Annotated in this window: 17 protein-coding genes and 1 pseudogene; 14 read left to right on the top strand and 4 right to left on the bottom strand. The window is 37.5% G+C overall.

Annotation, left to right across the window (positions count from 1 at the left end; all coding sequences use genetic code 11):
• Positions 1-86: 86 nt before the first annotated feature.
• Positions 87-545 (bottom strand): YwpF-like family protein, encoded by a 459-nt coding sequence (locus NSU19_RS18570; protein ID WP_063388992.1) that lies wholly within the window; start codon positions 543-545, stop codon positions 87-89.
• A gap of 73 nt (positions 546-618) precedes the next feature.
• A complete protein-coding gene (locus NSU19_RS18565; RefSeq protein ID WP_066248034.1) occupies positions 619-1,020 on the bottom strand; it encodes a helix-turn-helix transcriptional regulator in 402 nt (133 codons plus the stop codon).
• Between the two features lie 261 nt (positions 1,021-1,281).
• On the opposite strand from NSU19_RS18565, the gene NSU19_RS18560 reads away from it, so the two are divergent.
• Together NSU19_RS18560 and ssb are read left to right on the top strand one after the other, a co-directional pair.
• Positions 1,282-1,677 carry a hypothetical protein gene (locus NSU19_RS18560; RefSeq protein WP_339197985.1) on the top strand — a complete coding sequence of 132 codons (396 nt, stop codon included), beginning with the start codon at positions 1,282-1,284 and terminating at the stop codon, positions 1,675-1,677.
• 147 nt (positions 1,678-1,824) lie between these two features.
• Entirely contained in the window at positions 1,825-2,208 is a 384-nt protein-coding gene (ssb, locus tag NSU19_RS18555; protein WP_339197983.1) for a single-stranded DNA-binding protein, read from the top strand.
• A gap of 827 nt (positions 2,209-3,035) precedes the next feature.
• Here the strand turns inward: ssb and NSU19_RS18550 are convergent.
• Together NSU19_RS18550 and NSU19_RS18545 are read right to left on the bottom strand one after the other, a co-directional pair.
• On the bottom strand, positions 3,036-5,783 hold the full coding sequence (locus NSU19_RS18550; RefSeq protein WP_339197981.1) for a DEAD/DEAH box helicase: 2,748 nt from the start codon (positions 5,781-5,783) through the stop codon (positions 3,036-3,038).
• A 48-nt stretch (positions 5,784-5,831) separates the two neighbouring features.
• Positions 5,832-7,445, bottom strand: coding sequence for an SWIM zinc finger family protein (locus NSU19_RS18545; protein WP_339197978.1), 1,614 nt, complete (start codon positions 7,443-7,445; stop codon positions 5,832-5,834).
• 177 nt (positions 7,446-7,622) lie between these two features.
• On the opposite strand from NSU19_RS18545, the gene NSU19_RS18540 reads away from it, so the two are divergent.
• From NSU19_RS18540 to NSU19_RS18485, 12 genes and pseudogenes are all read left to right on the top strand, one after another.
• The gene (locus NSU19_RS18540) at positions 7,623-7,766 is read left to right on the top strand and encodes a hypothetical protein (protein WP_186439282.1); all 144 of its coding nucleotides are present in this window, start codon (positions 7,623-7,625) and stop codon (positions 7,764-7,766) included.
• A 375-nt stretch (positions 7,767-8,141) separates the two neighbouring features.
• Positions 8,142-8,276 carry a hypothetical protein gene (locus NSU19_RS18535; protein ID WP_339197976.1) on the top strand — a complete coding sequence of 45 codons (135 nt, stop codon included), beginning with the start codon at positions 8,142-8,144 and terminating at the stop codon, positions 8,274-8,276.
• A gap of 163 nt (positions 8,277-8,439) precedes the next feature.
• Entirely contained in the window at positions 8,440-9,186 is a 747-nt protein-coding gene (locus NSU19_RS18530) for a YveK family protein (protein WP_339197973.1), read from the top strand.
• A complete protein-coding gene (locus NSU19_RS18525; RefSeq protein ID WP_339197970.1) occupies positions 9,176-9,874 on the top strand; it encodes a CpsD/CapB family tyrosine-protein kinase in 699 nt (232 codons plus the stop codon). The genes NSU19_RS18530 and NSU19_RS18525 overlap by 11 nt, the downstream gene beginning before the upstream one ends.
• Positions 9,875-9,969: 95 nt before the next feature.
• A complete protein-coding gene (locus NSU19_RS18520) occupies positions 9,970-10,734 on the top strand; it encodes a CpsB/CapC family capsule biosynthesis tyrosine phosphatase (RefSeq protein ID WP_339200055.1) in 765 nt (254 codons plus the stop codon).
• A gap of 650 nt (positions 10,735-11,384) precedes the next feature.
• Positions 11,385-12,269: a UTP--glucose-1-phosphate uridylyltransferase GalU gene (gene galU, locus NSU19_RS18515; RefSeq protein ID WP_339200053.1), complete on the top strand. Its 885-nt coding sequence runs from the start codon at positions 11,385-11,387 to the stop codon at positions 12,267-12,269.
• A 113-nt stretch (positions 12,270-12,382) separates the two neighbouring features.
• Entirely contained in the window at positions 12,383-12,985 is a 603-nt protein-coding gene (locus tag NSU19_RS18510) for a sugar transferase (protein ID WP_339200052.1), read from the top strand.
• Positions 12,986-13,036: 51 nt separating this feature from the next.
• A pseudogene (locus NSU19_RS18505) lies at positions 13,037-13,342 on the top strand (sugar transferase); the annotation flags it as partial.
• Positions 13,343-13,374: 32 nt separating this feature from the next.
• The gene (gene glf, locus NSU19_RS18500) at positions 13,375-14,487 is read left to right on the top strand and encodes a UDP-galactopyranose mutase (RefSeq protein ID WP_339197967.1); all 1,113 of its coding nucleotides are present in this window, start codon (positions 13,375-13,377) and stop codon (positions 14,485-14,487) included.
• On the top strand, positions 14,480-15,262 hold the full coding sequence (locus tag NSU19_RS18495) for a DUF4422 domain-containing protein (protein ID WP_339197964.1): 783 nt from the start codon (positions 14,480-14,482) through the stop codon (positions 15,260-15,262). The genes glf and NSU19_RS18495 overlap by 8 nt, the downstream gene beginning before the upstream one ends.
• Positions 15,263-15,688: 426 nt before the next feature.
• Positions 15,689-15,889, top strand: a complete 201-nt coding sequence (locus NSU19_RS18490) for a hypothetical protein (RefSeq protein ID WP_339200051.1) — start codon at positions 15,689-15,691, stop codon at positions 15,887-15,889.
• A 122-nt stretch (positions 15,890-16,011) separates the two neighbouring features.
• Positions 16,012-17,391 (top strand): hypothetical protein, encoded by a 1,380-nt coding sequence (locus tag NSU19_RS18485; protein WP_339197962.1) that lies wholly within the window; start codon positions 16,012-16,014, stop codon positions 17,389-17,391.
• Positions 17,392-17,437: the final 46 nt, after the last annotated feature.

The following is a 17,437-nucleotide window of genomic DNA, read 5'->3' as shown; positions in this document are numbered from 1 at the left end:
GGTTTCATCTAGGCAAATCTGGTCCAAGGATTTTTGCTGGCTTTCTCATTAAATACGCATGACTATCCTTTTTCATGGAGGACTATTCAATTTTTTTTAAATCGGCATTTAGTTTTTGGATCATGGATTTTATGGATTGTTTTACTAAATGCCTCCAGCAGCTCTTGTCCGGATAGACCTTTTGAAATTAATTCTCTGAGGACCATTTCTGCTTCCTGCTTGGAAGTTCGGTTATTATAGATTCTGCCGTCAAAAAGGACAGAAATATGATCCTTTAACATAGTGATCGAACGAATTTTTGCAATGATATGAGCGGGTCTGTTATTTTTTTTAGTAATCGTGGCTAAAAGCTTGAGTTCATCATTATTTTGCAAATGGTGTTCAAAATAAGGACGAAACTGTTTAGAAAGAAGCGCCTCAATTAACCACGAATTTTCGCCGTCCTCTTTATTAATGATCAGCCCATCAGCAAGAGGTAAATTTTCGATGCGGTTTTCCTGATCTTTCCTCTCAACTTTCAATTCGACAAGCTTAAAGGTTTTCATGGTTCAAGGCCCCCAACTAGAGTTTATGCTTTATTATAACATAAAATAAAAAAGGCTTGACAAAAGTCAGCCTTTACTCTATTTTCAACAGTTCATGAATCATCGTAGCAACATACTGGGATAATTGCTGTTGATTATGATTTGTTTTCGCTAATTTTTTAATCGCATCGTATAAATTGGGATGTTTTATTAAAAAGTCAATTACTTCCTCCAAATGTTTTTCTGACCGATACGGTTCAAGCACTTCTGCCAACATGCTCGGGGTACCGCCTTGACCAACTAGATGATCAATGCTGATTTCGAGTGCTTCACTAATCGAAACAAGCTGCTCCAGACTAGGCTGCTGCACTCCAGTTTCCAATTTGCTGATTACTGATCTTGTCATATTCAATTTTTCGGCCAGCTGTTTCTGAGTCCATCCTTTTTCTTTTCGGAAAAATTTCATATTCATTTGAAATTTTTGCTGTGCGTTCACGATTCCACCAACTTTTCCATACCATTAAAAAATATGGTAAAGGAAAAAGAAGGCATCGTCAGATCGTAATAAGATCAATAAAATAAACGTTCAGTATTAGAACGAAATTGAAAAATGAAGAAAATACAAGAGATAAGGAGAATTTTCGACATTTTATAGGAAAAATGAACTAAAATACATATATTACAAATATTTCGTAAATATAGATAATTTTGACATTAAGGATTATACTTTTTTAAAAAGGCCTAAGGGGGGGATTTGATGACGAAATATAAACTCAAAAAAATTCATATTATCCGCGGTCATGAAAATAGAACTAGAAATAAGGAATTCATGATGTTGAGGATTGGCGATTTTTCCGAAAATGAGCTTAGCTATCATTATTTTCAAATCCCGAGCGATGCGGTAATTGATGTATATTTTCAAATGGAGGATAAATTGTCAATATTGCGGGTAATGTTTGGGATGCAAGAAAAGCAGTTTTATCTTCAGTTGTTTACATACAACCACACAACTCATCGGTATGAAGAAGAAATCATAGATGAGGAAATGAAATCTTCTCCAATCTTCTCAAAGCTTTTGCAGAACATACACATCTATGGGTCGAATCATTTTTCCTTCATTACGACAAAAAATATGAAAAACCCCGAAAAATAATAAATCGTCGTTTATTTTCGAAAAATAGCTGTAGGAAAATGAGAAAATCAACGTTATTATAGACGAAAAAATCTAAAAATAGACATTTTTCTATTTTTTTAACTTCAGCTACAATAAGGGTGCACATTACGAGAAGGGAGGGATGATGTGATCAACCATGTGACGCTCGTCGGTCGATTAACGAAGGATCCTGAAATCCGCTATACAAGTGAAGGGGCTCCTGTTGCCAATATCACGCTGGCCGTGAGCCGCAACTTTCGCAATGCGGCAGGGGAAATCGACACAGATTTTGTTCATTGTACACTTTGGAGACGAACAGCTGAAAATACTGCAAATTACTGCCGGAAAGGATCGATCGTTGGCGTAATCGGAAGAATTCAAACGCGCAACTATGAAAACAGCGAGGGCAAAAAAGTGTACGTAACAGAAGTTGTTGCGGATTCCGTTCGATTTATGGGCACTCCGCCGCAAAGAATGCGGGCAAGAGAGCTTTTCGATCCGGAATCCGCATCTGGACAGTCTGAGGCATAGTAAGTCTGACTTTAGAGGAAAAACAATCCTTTTCGTCTTCAGCAAAATAAGGCATGTTTGATGTAAAGTAAGTTTGCTTTTGATTCCGCAGAAGAAACGAAAATCAATCTTATTAGAAGAAAAGTCCACCTTTTGACTCAAATCGAAAATGGACTTCCGTTAGCTAAGTAGTCCGCTTTTTTCCTTCCAGTGAAAAGAAAAAATCACAAGGCATCCCCTAAAAGCTCCCTCAACCTTTGGCCAGCCGTTTTTTTGAGGCTGGCTGTTTTGTTGAGAGGAAAGGAATTATCAGCTAATGAAAGGCAACAGCCGTTTTTTAGAAATGACGTTTTGATACATTTTGTTCAAATTTTTTAGAGATGAAAATGATGCTTCATTTTATAAAAGCTTCAACCGCTCCATTCTTGGCTTCCTTTTAATGTATTTATGCTGTTTCGTCGAGACTGCTTCCAGCTTCCGGTCTTTGCCTCAGCCTCATTAAAATTGATAAGACTCCAAGATCTTTTTTTGTGGTGTATAGACTCCGCTGCTCACTCCCAAAAAGAGTGGTTAAAAGAGTTCTTATTTATTTGCAGCTTTTATTAATTCTTCATAAAGTTTTTCCCATTCCGGGGCATGTGCTTCCGTTTTAGAATCTTTTTTTGCCAAGAAGATTCCCTCCTTTTTTAACAGCTTAAGAATGGAATAATCCCTTTGCTTTCAAACTTTGATAAAAGAAGTCGCTAAAGTAGACACGGTCACTTTTTAAAAAGCTTTACATTAAAAAAACCTTAACGCTTTATCTCTTTTTTTATTCCTCAGTCGTTTTCGATCGATGCAGACACGCTTTATCGTCTTTCTTCATTTCTGAGTGCAATTAAGTCCTTCAATTCTTCTGTTGAAAGTTCGGTGATCCAATTGTCGCTTTGGATCAGTTCTTCGTTTAATGCTTGTTTTTTCTCGATCATGTCGTCGATTTTTTCTTCAATTGTGCCGGTGGTAATCAGTTTATGTACGTGGACAAACCGCTTTTGGCCGATTCTGTAGGCGCGGTCGGTTGCCTGGTTTTCAACGGCCGGGTTCCACCAGCGGTCAAAATGGATAACGTGGTTGGCGGCTGTCAAATTTAATCCTGTACCTCCAGCTTTCAGCGACAAAATAAATAAGCGGCTGTCTCCTCTTTGGAACTTCTCGACAAGCTTGTCCCGTTCTGTTTTGGATAAGCTTCCGTGCAAAAATAAAACGTCTATTTTAAATGTTTTTTCAAGCAAGTTTTGCAGCATTTTTCCCATTTGAATGTATTGGGTAAAAATTAAACAGCTTTCGTCTTGATTCAAAATAGCTTCAACTAATTCAAGCAGCTTATCGATTTTATGAGACCGGCCTTGAAGAGTAGAAACAGCCTCTTCCTTCAAATAAAGAGCGGGATGATTGCAAATTTGTTTCAGCTTGCCCAGCATTTTTAAAATGAGCGCTTTCCGCTCGAAGCCGTCCGCTTTCATAACTTCATCAAATGTGTCTTTGACAAGCTGTTCATATAATGATGCCTGCTCGACGGTGAGCGGCACGTACTCCTTCTGTTCTTGTTTTTCCGGTAAATTCAGTGCGACATGCTCATCGCGTTTTGTTCTTCGAAGCAGAAACGGCCTGATGATGCTGCGCAGTTTTTGAATTTTGTCCGGTTTTTCACCTTTTTCGATCGGAAGCACATATTGCTTCTGAAATTGGTGAAGGCTTCCTAAAAGACCTTTATTGATAAAATCAAAAATGGCCCAAAGCTCCGTTAGGCGATTTTCTATCGGCGTTCCTGTCAGCGCAATGCGCTGATGGCTGTTCAATTTCCGGATAGATCGCGATTGTTTCGTATGGGCGTTTTTAATATTTTGCGCTTCATCGATGCAGAGGCTGGACCAATGAACAGAAGAAAGTTCGTCAAAATCAACGTGGCTTAAGCCGTATGATGTCAAAACAATATCGGAGCACAAAACCTTTTTTTGAAATGCTTCGCCTTTTTTCCGGTTTTGGCCGTAATGTAAATAAACGTTTAATTGAGGCGCGAATTTTTCTATTTCCTTTTGCCAATTGCCGAGCACGGACGTCGGCACGATGATCAGTGCGGGCGTTTCCGGCTTCTCCCGTTCCTTCACATATTGAAAATAAGCAATCATCTGCACTGTTTTCCCGAGCCCCATATCGTCTGCCAAACATGCGCCAAATCCGAAACGGCGCAAAAACAGCAGCCAATCCACTCCTTGTTTTTGATAAGGGCGGAGGGTGCCGGTGAAATGTTTCGGCAAGCTTACGGAAGGGATTTCCGAAAGCTCCCCCAGCTGCTTCACCATTTTTTTTAATGTGCTGTTTAATTTGATTTCGATCCCAGCAAATGGGCGCTCTGGCTCGTCCCCCTCTTCGCGATTTCGCCCAAATTCCTGCTCTAAAATATCAAAAATGTGGAGGCCTTCTTTTTCTGCACGCTTCAGCATTTTCTTCATCTGCTCGATCATTGACGGATCAAGCATGATCCATTTTCCCCGTATGTTGACGAGCCGCCGTTTGTGCTCAACCAGCTGTTCAAATTCCTCTTCGGTCAGCTCCACGCCGTTTGTTGCGATCCGCCAATTAAAGTCGATGAGGGAATTCATCCCGACAAACGATCTTCCTTTCGGGACGGTATTCACATGCGCTTTCAATGCCAGGCTTGATTGCTTCACCGCCTGCCACCAGGATGGCAAAAGAATCTCGACGCCTGATTTGATGAATGTTTCGCTTGCTTCAAATAAAAAACGCCACGCCTCCTGTTCGCTTAATAGAGCTTCTCCATTTTCAAATGCAAGCCATGGGACGATTGCAGTAAGGCGCTGTTGTTCACGCTCAATTGTGTCCGTATATTTCCGCCATTTAGCCGGCAGCGAGCTTTTCCCTTTGTATAGAAGCAAAGAATCTTTGTCTGTTTGGTCTCGCAAAAACATTTCCAGCTTCCAAATGCCACCATCCTGTTCAGGTTCATTTAAACGGACGCCGATTTGAAACGGCCGATCGTTTAATCGCCAGCCTATTTTCTCAAGCCAGTCCTGTTCGTCAAGAAAATGCCCTTCAAATGATGTGAGCAAAGGATATGTTTCGACAAGCTGATCCCAAGCACGTTTCGCTCCTGCGCTTCTTTCCAAAAGGTCAGAAACGGCAGCGGAAAACCATGGAAGATCAATTTCCTTAACCGTTTTATCCTTCGGCTTCCAGCCCATCTTTCCTTTTTGCCAAGATGAATAGTCAGGCATGAAGTTACCGGTCTGAACAAGCTGAAAAATCAGTTCAGCTGTTTGCAATGTATAGGCAAGATCGCTGGAAAAGGAAATATTGAGCAAAGAGTTGACCGGTTGTTTGCCAAAAAATTCGACCGCCTGCCACGGCGAAAGCAGAATACAATTGTCTGATACACGCAAATCGGTGCCATAAAAGGAAGAAGTATGCCAAATAAATGCGTATTGCTGCCATTGCTTAAGCGAAAGAAAGGTGCCAGCTTCATCTGTACACCAAATGCTGTATTGATGATCTCCGATTTTCTCAGCACAAATCACAAGACTAGTTGTGGTGAACATGTCCCCACTTCCTTTTCTGTTGAATACTTTTGATATTTAAGCTGTGTATTACATCAATTTTCCTTTTACGAGCTCCTCTTGAAAAGCGCGAAGGCGTTTATACTCGCTCGTAATATGCTGAAAATAGTGTTCCCAAGTGTCCATATCGCCCATTTTTTTATAAACGCGTTTCAGCCTTTTTAAATATTTCACAGCGTCTTTGTAGCTTGATCGGTTTTTTGCAGCGATTTTGCCGGCAATTTCTTGATGCAATAGGGGAAGCAGCACACCGGGTGCTTTTTTTTCAATGACAGTAAGAAGCCGGCTCTCTACATCATCTAGAGAGAAACCGATCGAAAGCTGAAGCTCCGCCCATGTATGAAACAGGCCTTTTTCTATTAAATATTCATGATAAACTGCATAGCTGTACGGAAGAAGCTTTCGGCAAGCGTGTTCGAACGTCTCGTCATCCCCAACTTGAGCACGGTAATGTTCAAACTCATTTAATAAATAATATATCGTTTCTTGTCGATCGTAAAAATATTCTACTTGAATATACAAATTGGCTTGATCAAGAATTACCGGAACCCATTTTCGGAACCGTTTAAATTCTTTTCTTTTATTCATCGATATAATCCAATCAAACAATAACGGCAAAAGTGGAAGCTCAGTTTCGTTCAAATAATGGATGATGCGGTCATCGTTTTTGTCCAAAAAATCAAAATGGAAAATAGCGAGTTCGCATTCAAGAATGAACAAACCGCCTTTTTTCATTTCATCATCTTTTCGATGTTCAAGCATCGTCCGCTCTTCTTCCATCCACTTTTTTCGGTTCAGTAAATACTCCCAGATGATCCGGTAAATAACGACTCGCTCATAGAGAAAAGCTTTGCCGCAAAACAAAAGCTCGCGGATGTGATCCCTCATGTCATGTAAAATGGGATCAGCGGAAAAAGGTAAAGGCGTTGTTTTTATTTGCTTTACATGTTCAATGATCTCAAGCTGCAATTCTTCTATCACTTGAGCAGCGTATTGGAAAAGAGCTGGCGAATTTGTATTTGTTTCGTTTTGATGGCAAAAACGGCAAATTTCAACAAGCAGACTACTTGCCAGCATGATATGGTAGAGAGGTTTTAACCCTCGGTTTTTAGGCTCCTTCTTTTTCAGAAGAGGATACACTTTATACCAAATCGCATAAATTCTTTGTGTACCGAAGAGTGTTTCAACATTGTCCAGTTCGCCTTTAAAAAGCTCCGCCCAATCGTCGGCCGGTTGTTCACTCGGCTTCATTCCTTTTTGAATCAAGCCTTCCTCCTTCAACACGGCCAGCTTTTTATTCGGTTTTTCTTTCCACTTGTTAAAAAAGTCACCGAGATCGTCTGTTAATGCATAAATATATAAAAAAACAGCAATGAGATGACGGCATGGAAACTCATTAGAACAGGAGCAGCTTGACAGCTGGAAATATTCCAAATCAAGCTTGACATATGCGCGCTTTACGTCCTCAACTGCCGCCGTAATAAATATTCCTTCTTGCTTGACATTAAACACGTTTCCTTGTCTATATAAAAGAAACCCTTTTTTCATCCATTCACGTTGTTCCTCTGTTTCAGGGGAAAGCATGTTTATCACTTGTTCTGAACAATGAAGCACTAATTGTTTATCGAAAATATGGGAAGGCATGAGAAGTCCGCTCCTTTGTCGTTTATAGCAACACGTTCCTTACGATTATAGCGCAAAATGCGAAATCGAACACTATTCTTGTCTAGTAAACTATTGCAACTTTGATTTGATGTTAGTATAATTGTCATATCTTGCTGTTTAATTTTGTAAAAATTTGAAGAAAGGAAATTTTTCAGAATGAAAGAGACAAAGAAGATCCAGGACGAATTTCTGAAAATTCTCCTTAATGCGTATAAGCAAGGTGAAACAAACGAACATGTCACTACGAAAGAATTATTAAAACAGCTTGAACACGAGATTAAAAAGGTGTATGTATCATAGCTGTGGGATTGTGGCATTATCCCGCAACATACTGAAAGTAGCTGGCATCCGCCAGATACTTTCAAACAAAAATAGAAATATACGAAATCAAGTAGAGAAAAACGGTTTGTTTTTCTTTACTTGATTTATTTTAAGTGACTTATCTGACATCTCCTTTCATTCTGCATGTTTTAAAAGCTAGGGAACGTTTGATTGTTCTATCTCCTCCGAACTAAAAATAAGCCTTTTTTCCTGTAAACATCATAAGGCGGCTGACCGATATGGGTAATGTAGTTCTTACTTCATATTATTTTTGTAAGGATTTGTGAAGTTTTTGATGACGCTTTCTTGGTATTTGCTAGGAGAAGCGCATCAGGGGAAGGGGAGGGTGAAGGGTTGAAAGGTCAATGGTTGACGCCGGAAGAAATCGAAGCAAGAAGAAAAATCAAAAAAATGTGCCTTTATATCGCTTTTCCGGTTATTGCTGTTGCCATTGGGGCGGCTGCCGCAATTTTGCTGAATACGATGTAGGAAGAAAGTGTAAGGAGGTGAATTGAAACGATTCGCCTCCTTACGCTTTTTTCTGAAAAAGGACAAAATTCTCTATAAAAATTGTCGAATCAACTAGATGTTGGAAGAATTTAATATTATAATAAATTGATAGGTAATGACATATTTTGCAACGGAGGTAAACATGGAAGAAACAATTAGTTTAAAAGAGATATTGGATATATTGAAAAAACGGATAAGCTTAATTATTCTCATTACGGCGATTGCAACAGCGGCAAGCGGCATTGTCAGCTATTTTTTTATTACTCCGATTTATCAAGCTTCCACCCAAATTTTAGTCAACCAAACGAAGGATGACCAAGCCGCTTTTCAATACAACGAAATTCAAACGAATTTGCAGCTCATTAATACATACAATGTCATTATTAAAAGTCCAAGAATTTTGGAGCTGGTGATTGAAGAGCTGGGTTTAAACGAGACGGTCGACGAATTAAATGAAAAAATTACGGTCGGAAGCGAAAAGGACTCGCAGGTCGTCAACATTTCCGTTCAAGATCCTGACCCGCAGCACGCAGCAAATATTGCCAACACGATCGCGAGCGTTTTCCAAAAGGAAATTAAAAATATTATGAACGTTGACAACGTCAACATTTTGTCGAAAGCGGAAGTGAAAGAGAATGCTTCCCCTGTCAAGCCGAAGCCTGTCTTAAATATGGCGATTGCGTTTGTTGTCGGATTGATGGCCGGCGTCGGACTTGCGTTTTTGATTGAGTATCTTGACAACACGGTAAAGACGGAGCAGGATATTGAGAAGCTTTTGGAGCTTCCTGTGCTTGGGGCAATTTCTGAAATGGACAATGAAATGAACAGTTCGACAATGAATCAAGCGGTAAAAAAATCGAGAGTCAGGGGTGAGACGTATGGCGCCTAGAGCGAAAGGAATGAAGCAAAAACAGCGCACATTGATCACGGCGCTCAACCCGAAATCGCCGATCTCTGAACAATACCGGACGATTAGGACTAACATTCAATTTTCGTCTGTGGACCATGAAATTCGTTCAATCATGATTACATCAACTGGCCCTGGAGAAGGGAAGTCGACAACGACGGCAAACTTGGCTGTTGTGTTTGCTCAGCAAGGGAAGCAGGTGCTGTTAATTGACGCTGATTTGCGCAAACCGACAGTTCATTATACATTCCGTCTGCAAAACATTCACGGATTAACGAGCGTGCTGTTAAGAAATGCGACTTTACAGGAAGCTGTGTCGGTAAGTGAAGTTGATCATTTGGACGTTTTAACGAGCGGACCGATTCCTCCGAATCCAGCCGAGCTTTTGTCATCGAGAAGCATGGTGGAGCTGCTCAAAGAAGCTTATGATCAGTACGACATTGTGCTTATTGATTCTCCGCCTCTTTTAGCGGTAGCGGATGCGCAAATTTTGGCTAATCAAGTCGATGCGTCGATCATGGTGGTGGCAAGCGGAAAAACGGAGAGAGAAGCAGCGTTAAAAGGAAAAGAATCATTGTTGTCGGCAAAAAGCAAGCTGCTAGGAGTTGTATTAAACGGCAAGCCGCAGAAAGACAGCCATTATTACTATTATTACGGCGGGAAAAATTAGGTATTTTTTCCTATTTTTCTTTGAAAAAAACAGTCTACTTGTTTAAAATGATAATATCTGATTTTTTTCCGTGATTTGAAGGATGGTGTCGTATGATGATTGATCTGCACTGTCATATATTGCCGGAAGTGGACGATGGAGCGAAGCATTTGACGGAAAGCATCGAAATGGCGCGAGCGGCTGTCTGTCAAGGGATTTCGGTCATTACCGCTACACCGCACCATAAAAACGGGAAGTTTGACAATGAATGGAACTTCGTTAAAGAAAAGACAGAAAAATTGAATGAAGCATTGAAAAAAGAAGGAATTCCGCTTACAGTAGTTCCCGGCCAAGAGATCCGGCTGTACGGGGAACTGCTTGAAGACTTTTCGGCTGGGAACTGCGGCGGTTTAAATCAGTCAAACTATATTTTAATTGAGTTTCCTTCAAACCATGTGCCAAGATATGCGGAACGGTTGATATTTGATATGATGATGGCCGGGCTGAATCCGATCATTGCCCATCCAGAGAGAAACAGCGAAATTGCGCAAAATCCCGACCTTTTGTACAAGCTTATAAAGCAAGGAGCGGCAGCACAGCTGACAGCAGCAAGCCTTACGGGAACGTTTGGCAGCAAAATTAAAAAATTTTCTTTCGAGTTGCTAAATTCCAATCTTGTTCATTTTATTGCTTCAGATGCGCACGATTTGAAGTATAGGAGCTTTCACATGCAGGAAGCTTTTGCGGAAGTGGAAGAACAATTTGGCATAGATGCGGTCGAATATTTCAAAGAAAACGCCGACTGCGTCATTCGAAACGAAGCGATTTACAAAGAACCGCCCGAGCGCATCAAAAAAAAGAAGTTTTTTGGAATTTTCTAAATTACAATATATGACTGGCTATTAGCGCCTTTTCTATATATTGTTTTTTAGAATTTTTTTAAAGGTGATGTCTCTTTACCTTTATCAATAGAGGCACTCGGCCGCGCTGTGGGTGCTTCCAAAAGGACACCTTAGACGCTAGTCGTCGATGGTGCGGTGTGAGGGCGGGTTCGATGCCCGGTTTAATAACACGGTATATTGAAAGAATTCACTGGATAACGCCCAAAATTGTAGGCAGCTGTAAGCATTCTTTACTCTGCATGGAAAGGAAAATTATACTATTTTATGAGTGATTGGATTGAGTAAAAAAGCAATATTGAACAAACACAAGAAAGTATTGATAAAATTTAACAGGAAAACATTGACTTATATAAAAAATCTTAATTGAAATTTGCATCAAACATATTAAGCTTTGTTTATTAAACAGTCTGCAAATTGTCAGTAAATAATTTACCTAAAACAGAGGGAACTAAATAAAGAGTATTTAAACAAAAAATGCTAAAACTAAAAAACAAAACTGGAAAACCACTGGAAACAAAAAGTGGTTATTTTTTTTCAAAACCGATATGAATCTACGTATGCTCTATTGATGAATAGATTATACGTAGGTCCGTATAAACAAAAAGTACAAAGGGAAGTGAGTGAGTATATTGAAAAAAGTGAGGAAAGCCATCATACCAGCTGCGGGGCTCGGAACAAGATTTTTGCCCGCAACGAAAGCGATGCCGAAAGAAATGCTGCCGATCGTTGATAAACCGACGATTCAATACATAGTAGAGGAAGCGATCGAATCCGGAATTGAGGACATCATCATCGTCACCGGAAAAGGAAAAAGAGCGATCGAAGATCATTTTGACAACAACTTTGAACTCGAACAAAATTTAGTGGAAAAAGAAAAATTTGATCTCTTGGAAAAAGTGCGCCAATCTTCCAAAGTAGATATTCATTACATACGGCAAAAGGAACCAAAAGGGCTTGGACATGCTGTCTGGTGCGCCCGCAAATTCATCGGCGACGAACCGTTTGCTGTACTTCTTGGAGATGACATCGTGCAGGCGGACAAGCCTTGCTTAAAACAGCTGATGGACGAATATGGAAAAACGGGAGCATCGATCATCGGCGTACAGCCTGTTCCTGAAGAAGAAACACACCGCTACGGCATCATCGAGCCGCTCGAACAAACGGGCCGACGATACGAAGTCAAAAATTTCGTCGAAAAACCGGCAAAAGGAACAGCGCCATCCAATCTCGCCATTATGGGTCGGTACATACTAACGCCTGAAATTTTCCGGTTTTTAGAAGAACAAAAAATCGGAGCTGGCGGCGAAATCCAGTTAACAGACGCCATCCAAAAACTAAATGAAATCCAACGTGTCTTCGCCTACAACTTCGAAGGAAAACGATATGATGTTGGGGAAAAAGTAGGTTTTATACAGACGACTATTGAATTTGCATTGCAGAATCAGGAGTTAAGAGAAGATCTTATTCAATTCATGGAGAAAATATTAAGCGATATGAAAGTAGAAGAGAAATAAAGGGGGACGGGGAGTTGTCGAAGTCGAATTCTGTACAAAAAGTGTTTGCTTCTAATCACAGTGTAGAATACACTTCCTTTCAAAGTTTAGAAGATACATCTAAACTATACGCTATTACGAAAAGGACAATCGACATTATCGGAGCAATCATTGGACTTGTTTTAACAAGTCCGCTTTTTTTTATTATTAGCATCTTCTATTTATTCGGTGACTCGAAAGGACCAATTTTCTTCAAACAAGTTCGTGTAGGAAAAAACGGAAAAAAATTTTATATTTATAAATTTCGCTCCATGCTTGTTAAAGCAGAGGAGAAACTGAAAGCAGATAAAGAATTGTATGAAAAATATTTAAGAAACAATTATAAGTTAGAACCACACGAAGATCCAAGAATTACAAATTTAGGACGCTTCTTACGCAAAACGAGTCTTGATGAAATTCCCCAATTGATTAACGTGTTAAAAGGGGAAATGAGTTTGGTTGGACCGAGACCAGTGGTTGAAGAAGAACTAAAAGAGTATGGAATGGAAGTTTCAAAGTTTTTATCAGTCAAGCCAGGAATTACAGGCTATTGGCAGGTAAGTGGAAGAAGTGAGGTCGGGTATCCTGAAAGAGTAGATGTCGAACTATTTTATGTATATAATCAATCATTGCTTTTAGATATAGTTATTCTCGTAAAAACCGTATTTATGGTTCTTTTAAGGAAGGGTGCTTATTAAAGTGGTTTGCCTATCTTCATATAAAAGGAGTTTTCTTTGCGCAATAGGGACATTGACGAACTACCGCAATTATGGAATGTATTAAAAGGGGATATGAGTCTAGTCGGACCACGCCCGCCGCTGCCAAGGGAAGTAGAGCAATATACAGAGTATGATAAACAGCGGCTGCTTGTGACGCCGGGGTGTACTTTTCTTTGGCAGGTGAGTGGGAGAAATGATTTAGGGTTTGAGAAAATGGTGGAATTGGATTTGGAGTATATTCAAAATAGGGAGTTAAAGTGCGAGCGCGACATAAAAATAATTTTAAAAACTATAAGTATAATCAATAGTGCATATTTTACAGGTTATAAAGTTTAACAAAATATAAAGTGGAGGGTGTAATATATTAAATGTATAAATATGATTATTTGATTGTCGGTGCAGGACTTTTTGGTTCCGTTTTTGCTTATGAGGCAACAAAAAGAGGAAAAAAATGTTTAGTAGTCGAAAAAAGGAACCATATTGGAGGAAATGTTTTTACCGAAAATATTGAGGGAATTAATGTCCATAAATATGGAGCACATATATTTCATACAAATGATAAAACTATTTGGGATTATGTAAATCAATTTGCTGAATTTAATAGATTTACTAATTCTCCAATTGCTAATTATAAAGGTGAAATATATAATTTGCCTTTTAATATGAACACTTTTTATCAACTTTGGGGCGTTAGGACACCGGAAGAGGCAAAAAAAATCATTGAAAAGCAAAGAAAGGAATCTGGAATTGAGAATCCAAAAAATCTTGAAGAACAAGCCATTTCTTTAGTTGGAAAAGATATTTATGAAAAGTTAATAAAAGGTTATACCGAAAAACAATGGGGAAGACCAGCAACAAGTTTGCCGGCATTTATCATTAAAAGACTTCCTGTACGATTTATTTATGATAACAATTACTTTAATGATAAATATCAAGGAATACCTATTGGAGGCTATACGAAGATAATTGAAAAAATGTTAGAAAATGTTGAAGTACACTTAAATACTGATTTCTTTAAACACAGACGTGAGTTGGAAGCTTTGGCTAATAAGATAGTTTATACAGGCATGATCGACCAATTTTACGATTATAAATTTGGAGTATTGGAATATCGGAGTCTCCGTTTTGAAACCGAGGTACTTAAAGGGGTAGAAAATTACCAAGGTAATGCAGTGGTAAATTATACAGATAGAGAAACACCATATACGAGAATTATTGAACATAAACATTTTGAATTTGGAACCCAGAAAGATACTATCATTACAAGAGAGTATCCAAAAGAATGGAAACCGGGGGACGAACCTTACTATCCTATAAATGATGATAAAAATAATGAAATTTATAAAAAATATAAGGAATTAGCAAGCCAAGAGAAAAATGTGATATTCGGAGGAAGACTTGCAACATATAAGTATTATGATATGCATCAAGTAATTGGTTCAGCTCTAAAAACTGTAGAAAAGGAATTTAAAGATGAGTAATAAAGTTATAAAAATATTGGTAGCAACACATAAAAAATATAAAATGCCTGACGATCATATGTATTTACCTTTACATGTAGGTAGAGAAGGTAAAGAAGATTTGGGTTATCAAGGTGACAATACTGGAGATAACATATCATTAAAAAACCCTAATTTTTGTGAACTAACGGGACTCTATTGGGCTTGGAAAAATTTGGATGTAGATTATATTGGATTATGCCATTATAGGAGATATTTTACTAAGAAAAATGTACTACAGCAGATGTTATACAGAAATAGAAAATTTGAAATAATATTGGATGAAGATTCTATAATAGAACTAATTAAAAAATACGATGTAATTTTACCAAAAAAAAGAAACTATTATATTGAAACGGTATGGTCACATTACAAGAATGCACATAATATAAGTGATTTAGAAGAGACACGAAAAATAATAGCAGAAAAATTTCCGGAATATCTTATGAGTTTTGATCAAGTAATGAAAGATAAAAAATTACATTTGTATAACATGTTTATTATGAAAAAAAAGGACTTTGACCAATATTGCAATTGGTTATTTGAGATCTTATTTGAATTAGAAAATAGGATAGATATTAGTCAGTACGATAATTATCAGAAACGTGTTTTTGGATTTATATCAGAAAGATTATTTAATGTTTGGTTAGAATATAACAGATTAAGAAAATTCGAAGTTAATGTAATTAATCTTGAAAAAATCAATTGGTTTAGGAAAATTTTATCTTTTTTGAATAGAAAAGTAAAATTCTTATAGCTTATAGAGTAATTTTATTAGTTCTCAACCATAATTATAGATATCACAACAGTATATAACGTACACCTTAATGGTGGTGAGACCCTTTATAGGAAACTGTTGGGGTGGATTTGATGTACAAAATTGTGAGCTCTCTCTGATGAGAGATGACTACGTACGGAAAAAATGATGAACTTGCAAATCCATGTCCGCTCGTACCAAATCCTGCGGACCATTTGGTCGGAAATGGGCCAGCAAAAGCATGGCCATCATGCCCACGTTTCGCTCTTTGGGACCGTGAATGTATTTAACGGAGACACGATCCTTCATCGGGTGGAGACCGCCAATGCCACGATATTTTTAGATTTCTTGAGAATCGTAAAAAAACATTACCCTGACAAATAGATCGTGCCCGTACTGGACAATGCCCGCATCCACTATGCCAAGATGGTCAAAGTGTTTTTACGCCAGGAGGGGGGAATCGTTTCATTTGCTCTTTCCGCCACCTATTCGTCTCAGTTGAACTCGATCGAACGTCTGTGGAAATGGCTCAAATGGATATTGACCGGGCCATTGCTGGTTTATGGACTACATTTGCCAGCGGCCGGAAGAAGTGCTTCAACGCTTAGGGTGTGCTGCGTGATGTAAAGGCTAACTTTTCAAGGTACATATAGAAAAATTATACGAGAAACCGTAAAATTAAATATGGTAGTTCAGTTTTCTTAAACAAACAGGGAATTCATTTTCGTAGAAAAAGGGTGCCTAATGAAATGTCAATTCTGTTATTACCAGTTTCGTTATTTATTAAACAATTAAACGATCTTCCCGTTAGTTATTTAAGAGAGTTACCAATTTATATTTTTGTGTTTTTGATTATATTTTCTATTATATTAAGAAAAAAAGCGAATATTAAAGGGTTAGTTTGTTCAAAAGTTTTTATCTGCCTAATATTAGTTATTTTTTTTCAACTGTTAGCAATGTTATTAAGTTATGCAGATATTGGAAATGATACCCTTAATAGAAATCCAATTAAAGAGTTTGTTAAATTTCTTATATTTTTAGGTTGTATATTGGTACATTATGTTACTGTAAAAATGATTGTAAATAATATAAATAATATACAGTTATTTATAAAAGGTAATGGCATTGCATTAATTATTTCATTATGTATTGTCTATGTACAATTTTTATATTTATTATTTCCTACAGTTTTTGATGATATAGTTAGTATTATTGGTAATTTTGAAAAAAGATTTGATAGAACGTGGTATGATAATGGCAGTTATGTGCAAACAATGGGTAGAATTAATGGGATAAATCAAGAATCGAGTTATTTGGCAGCGCAGCTCTTAGTCATATTTGTACCGTTTATATTATCTTCAATAAAAAATAAAACAAATATTTTTTCAATTAATTCGAAGTATAATCCAGTTATCTTCTATTTATTATTGATAAGTATAATAATCATTTTATTCTTTGCAAAAACATCAACAGGTATATTAGCTATATTTTTAATTGTTTTCTCCTTATGGATTAGCTTACCAATGAAACGAAAGATTAAAACTGGATTTCTACTTGTAATAGCTGGGTTTGTCGGATATTTTATAGTAATAAACAGTTCAGTTGTAATGAATATATTGAACGAATATTTGTTTGACAAAGCTGAAAGTGGTTCTTCAATGAATAGAATTGGAGGTACAATAGCACTTATTATAGTATGGCTAAAAAACTTTATTGTAGGGATTGGTTGGAATTACCATGATTATTATTTGTTTAAAAATGTGCCAATTTGGACGACTTTCAATTATGAATTCCAAAATGTCTATAAAGCTGAAAATTTCTATCCTATATTAAGCGTATTTTTTGGATGGTTGGCTGAATTTGGAACTATTTGTGTTTTGTTTATATTAATTTATATATATAAGTTATTAAGGGACTTTCGGAGTTTAAGTAAGAAGGCAAAGTTTTATAAAAATAATAGCGTAAACATAAAAATATTAGATTTAATTAAGGATTCTGCACATTATTTTGTTTTTTTCTATATAATTTGTTCATTATTTGTTTTTGATTGGTCAGAAAGCATATATTTAGTTATGTTTTTCTTCTTTGTTGTTGTGCGACGATATTATAAAAATGTTTTAAGTGAATAAAGTTAGACTAAAGTAACTATTCACCCGATTGCTAGCGTTTCATGAA

Origin of the sequence: Aeribacillus sp. FSL k6-2211 (assembly GCF_037966125.1) — a bacterium.
GTDB lineage: Bacteria > Bacillota > Bacilli > Bacillales > Aeribacillaceae > Aeribacillus > Aeribacillus composti.
The sequence above is the reverse complement of the archived record's forward strand: the minus strand, read 5'-3'. Positions and strand labels throughout refer to the sequence as shown.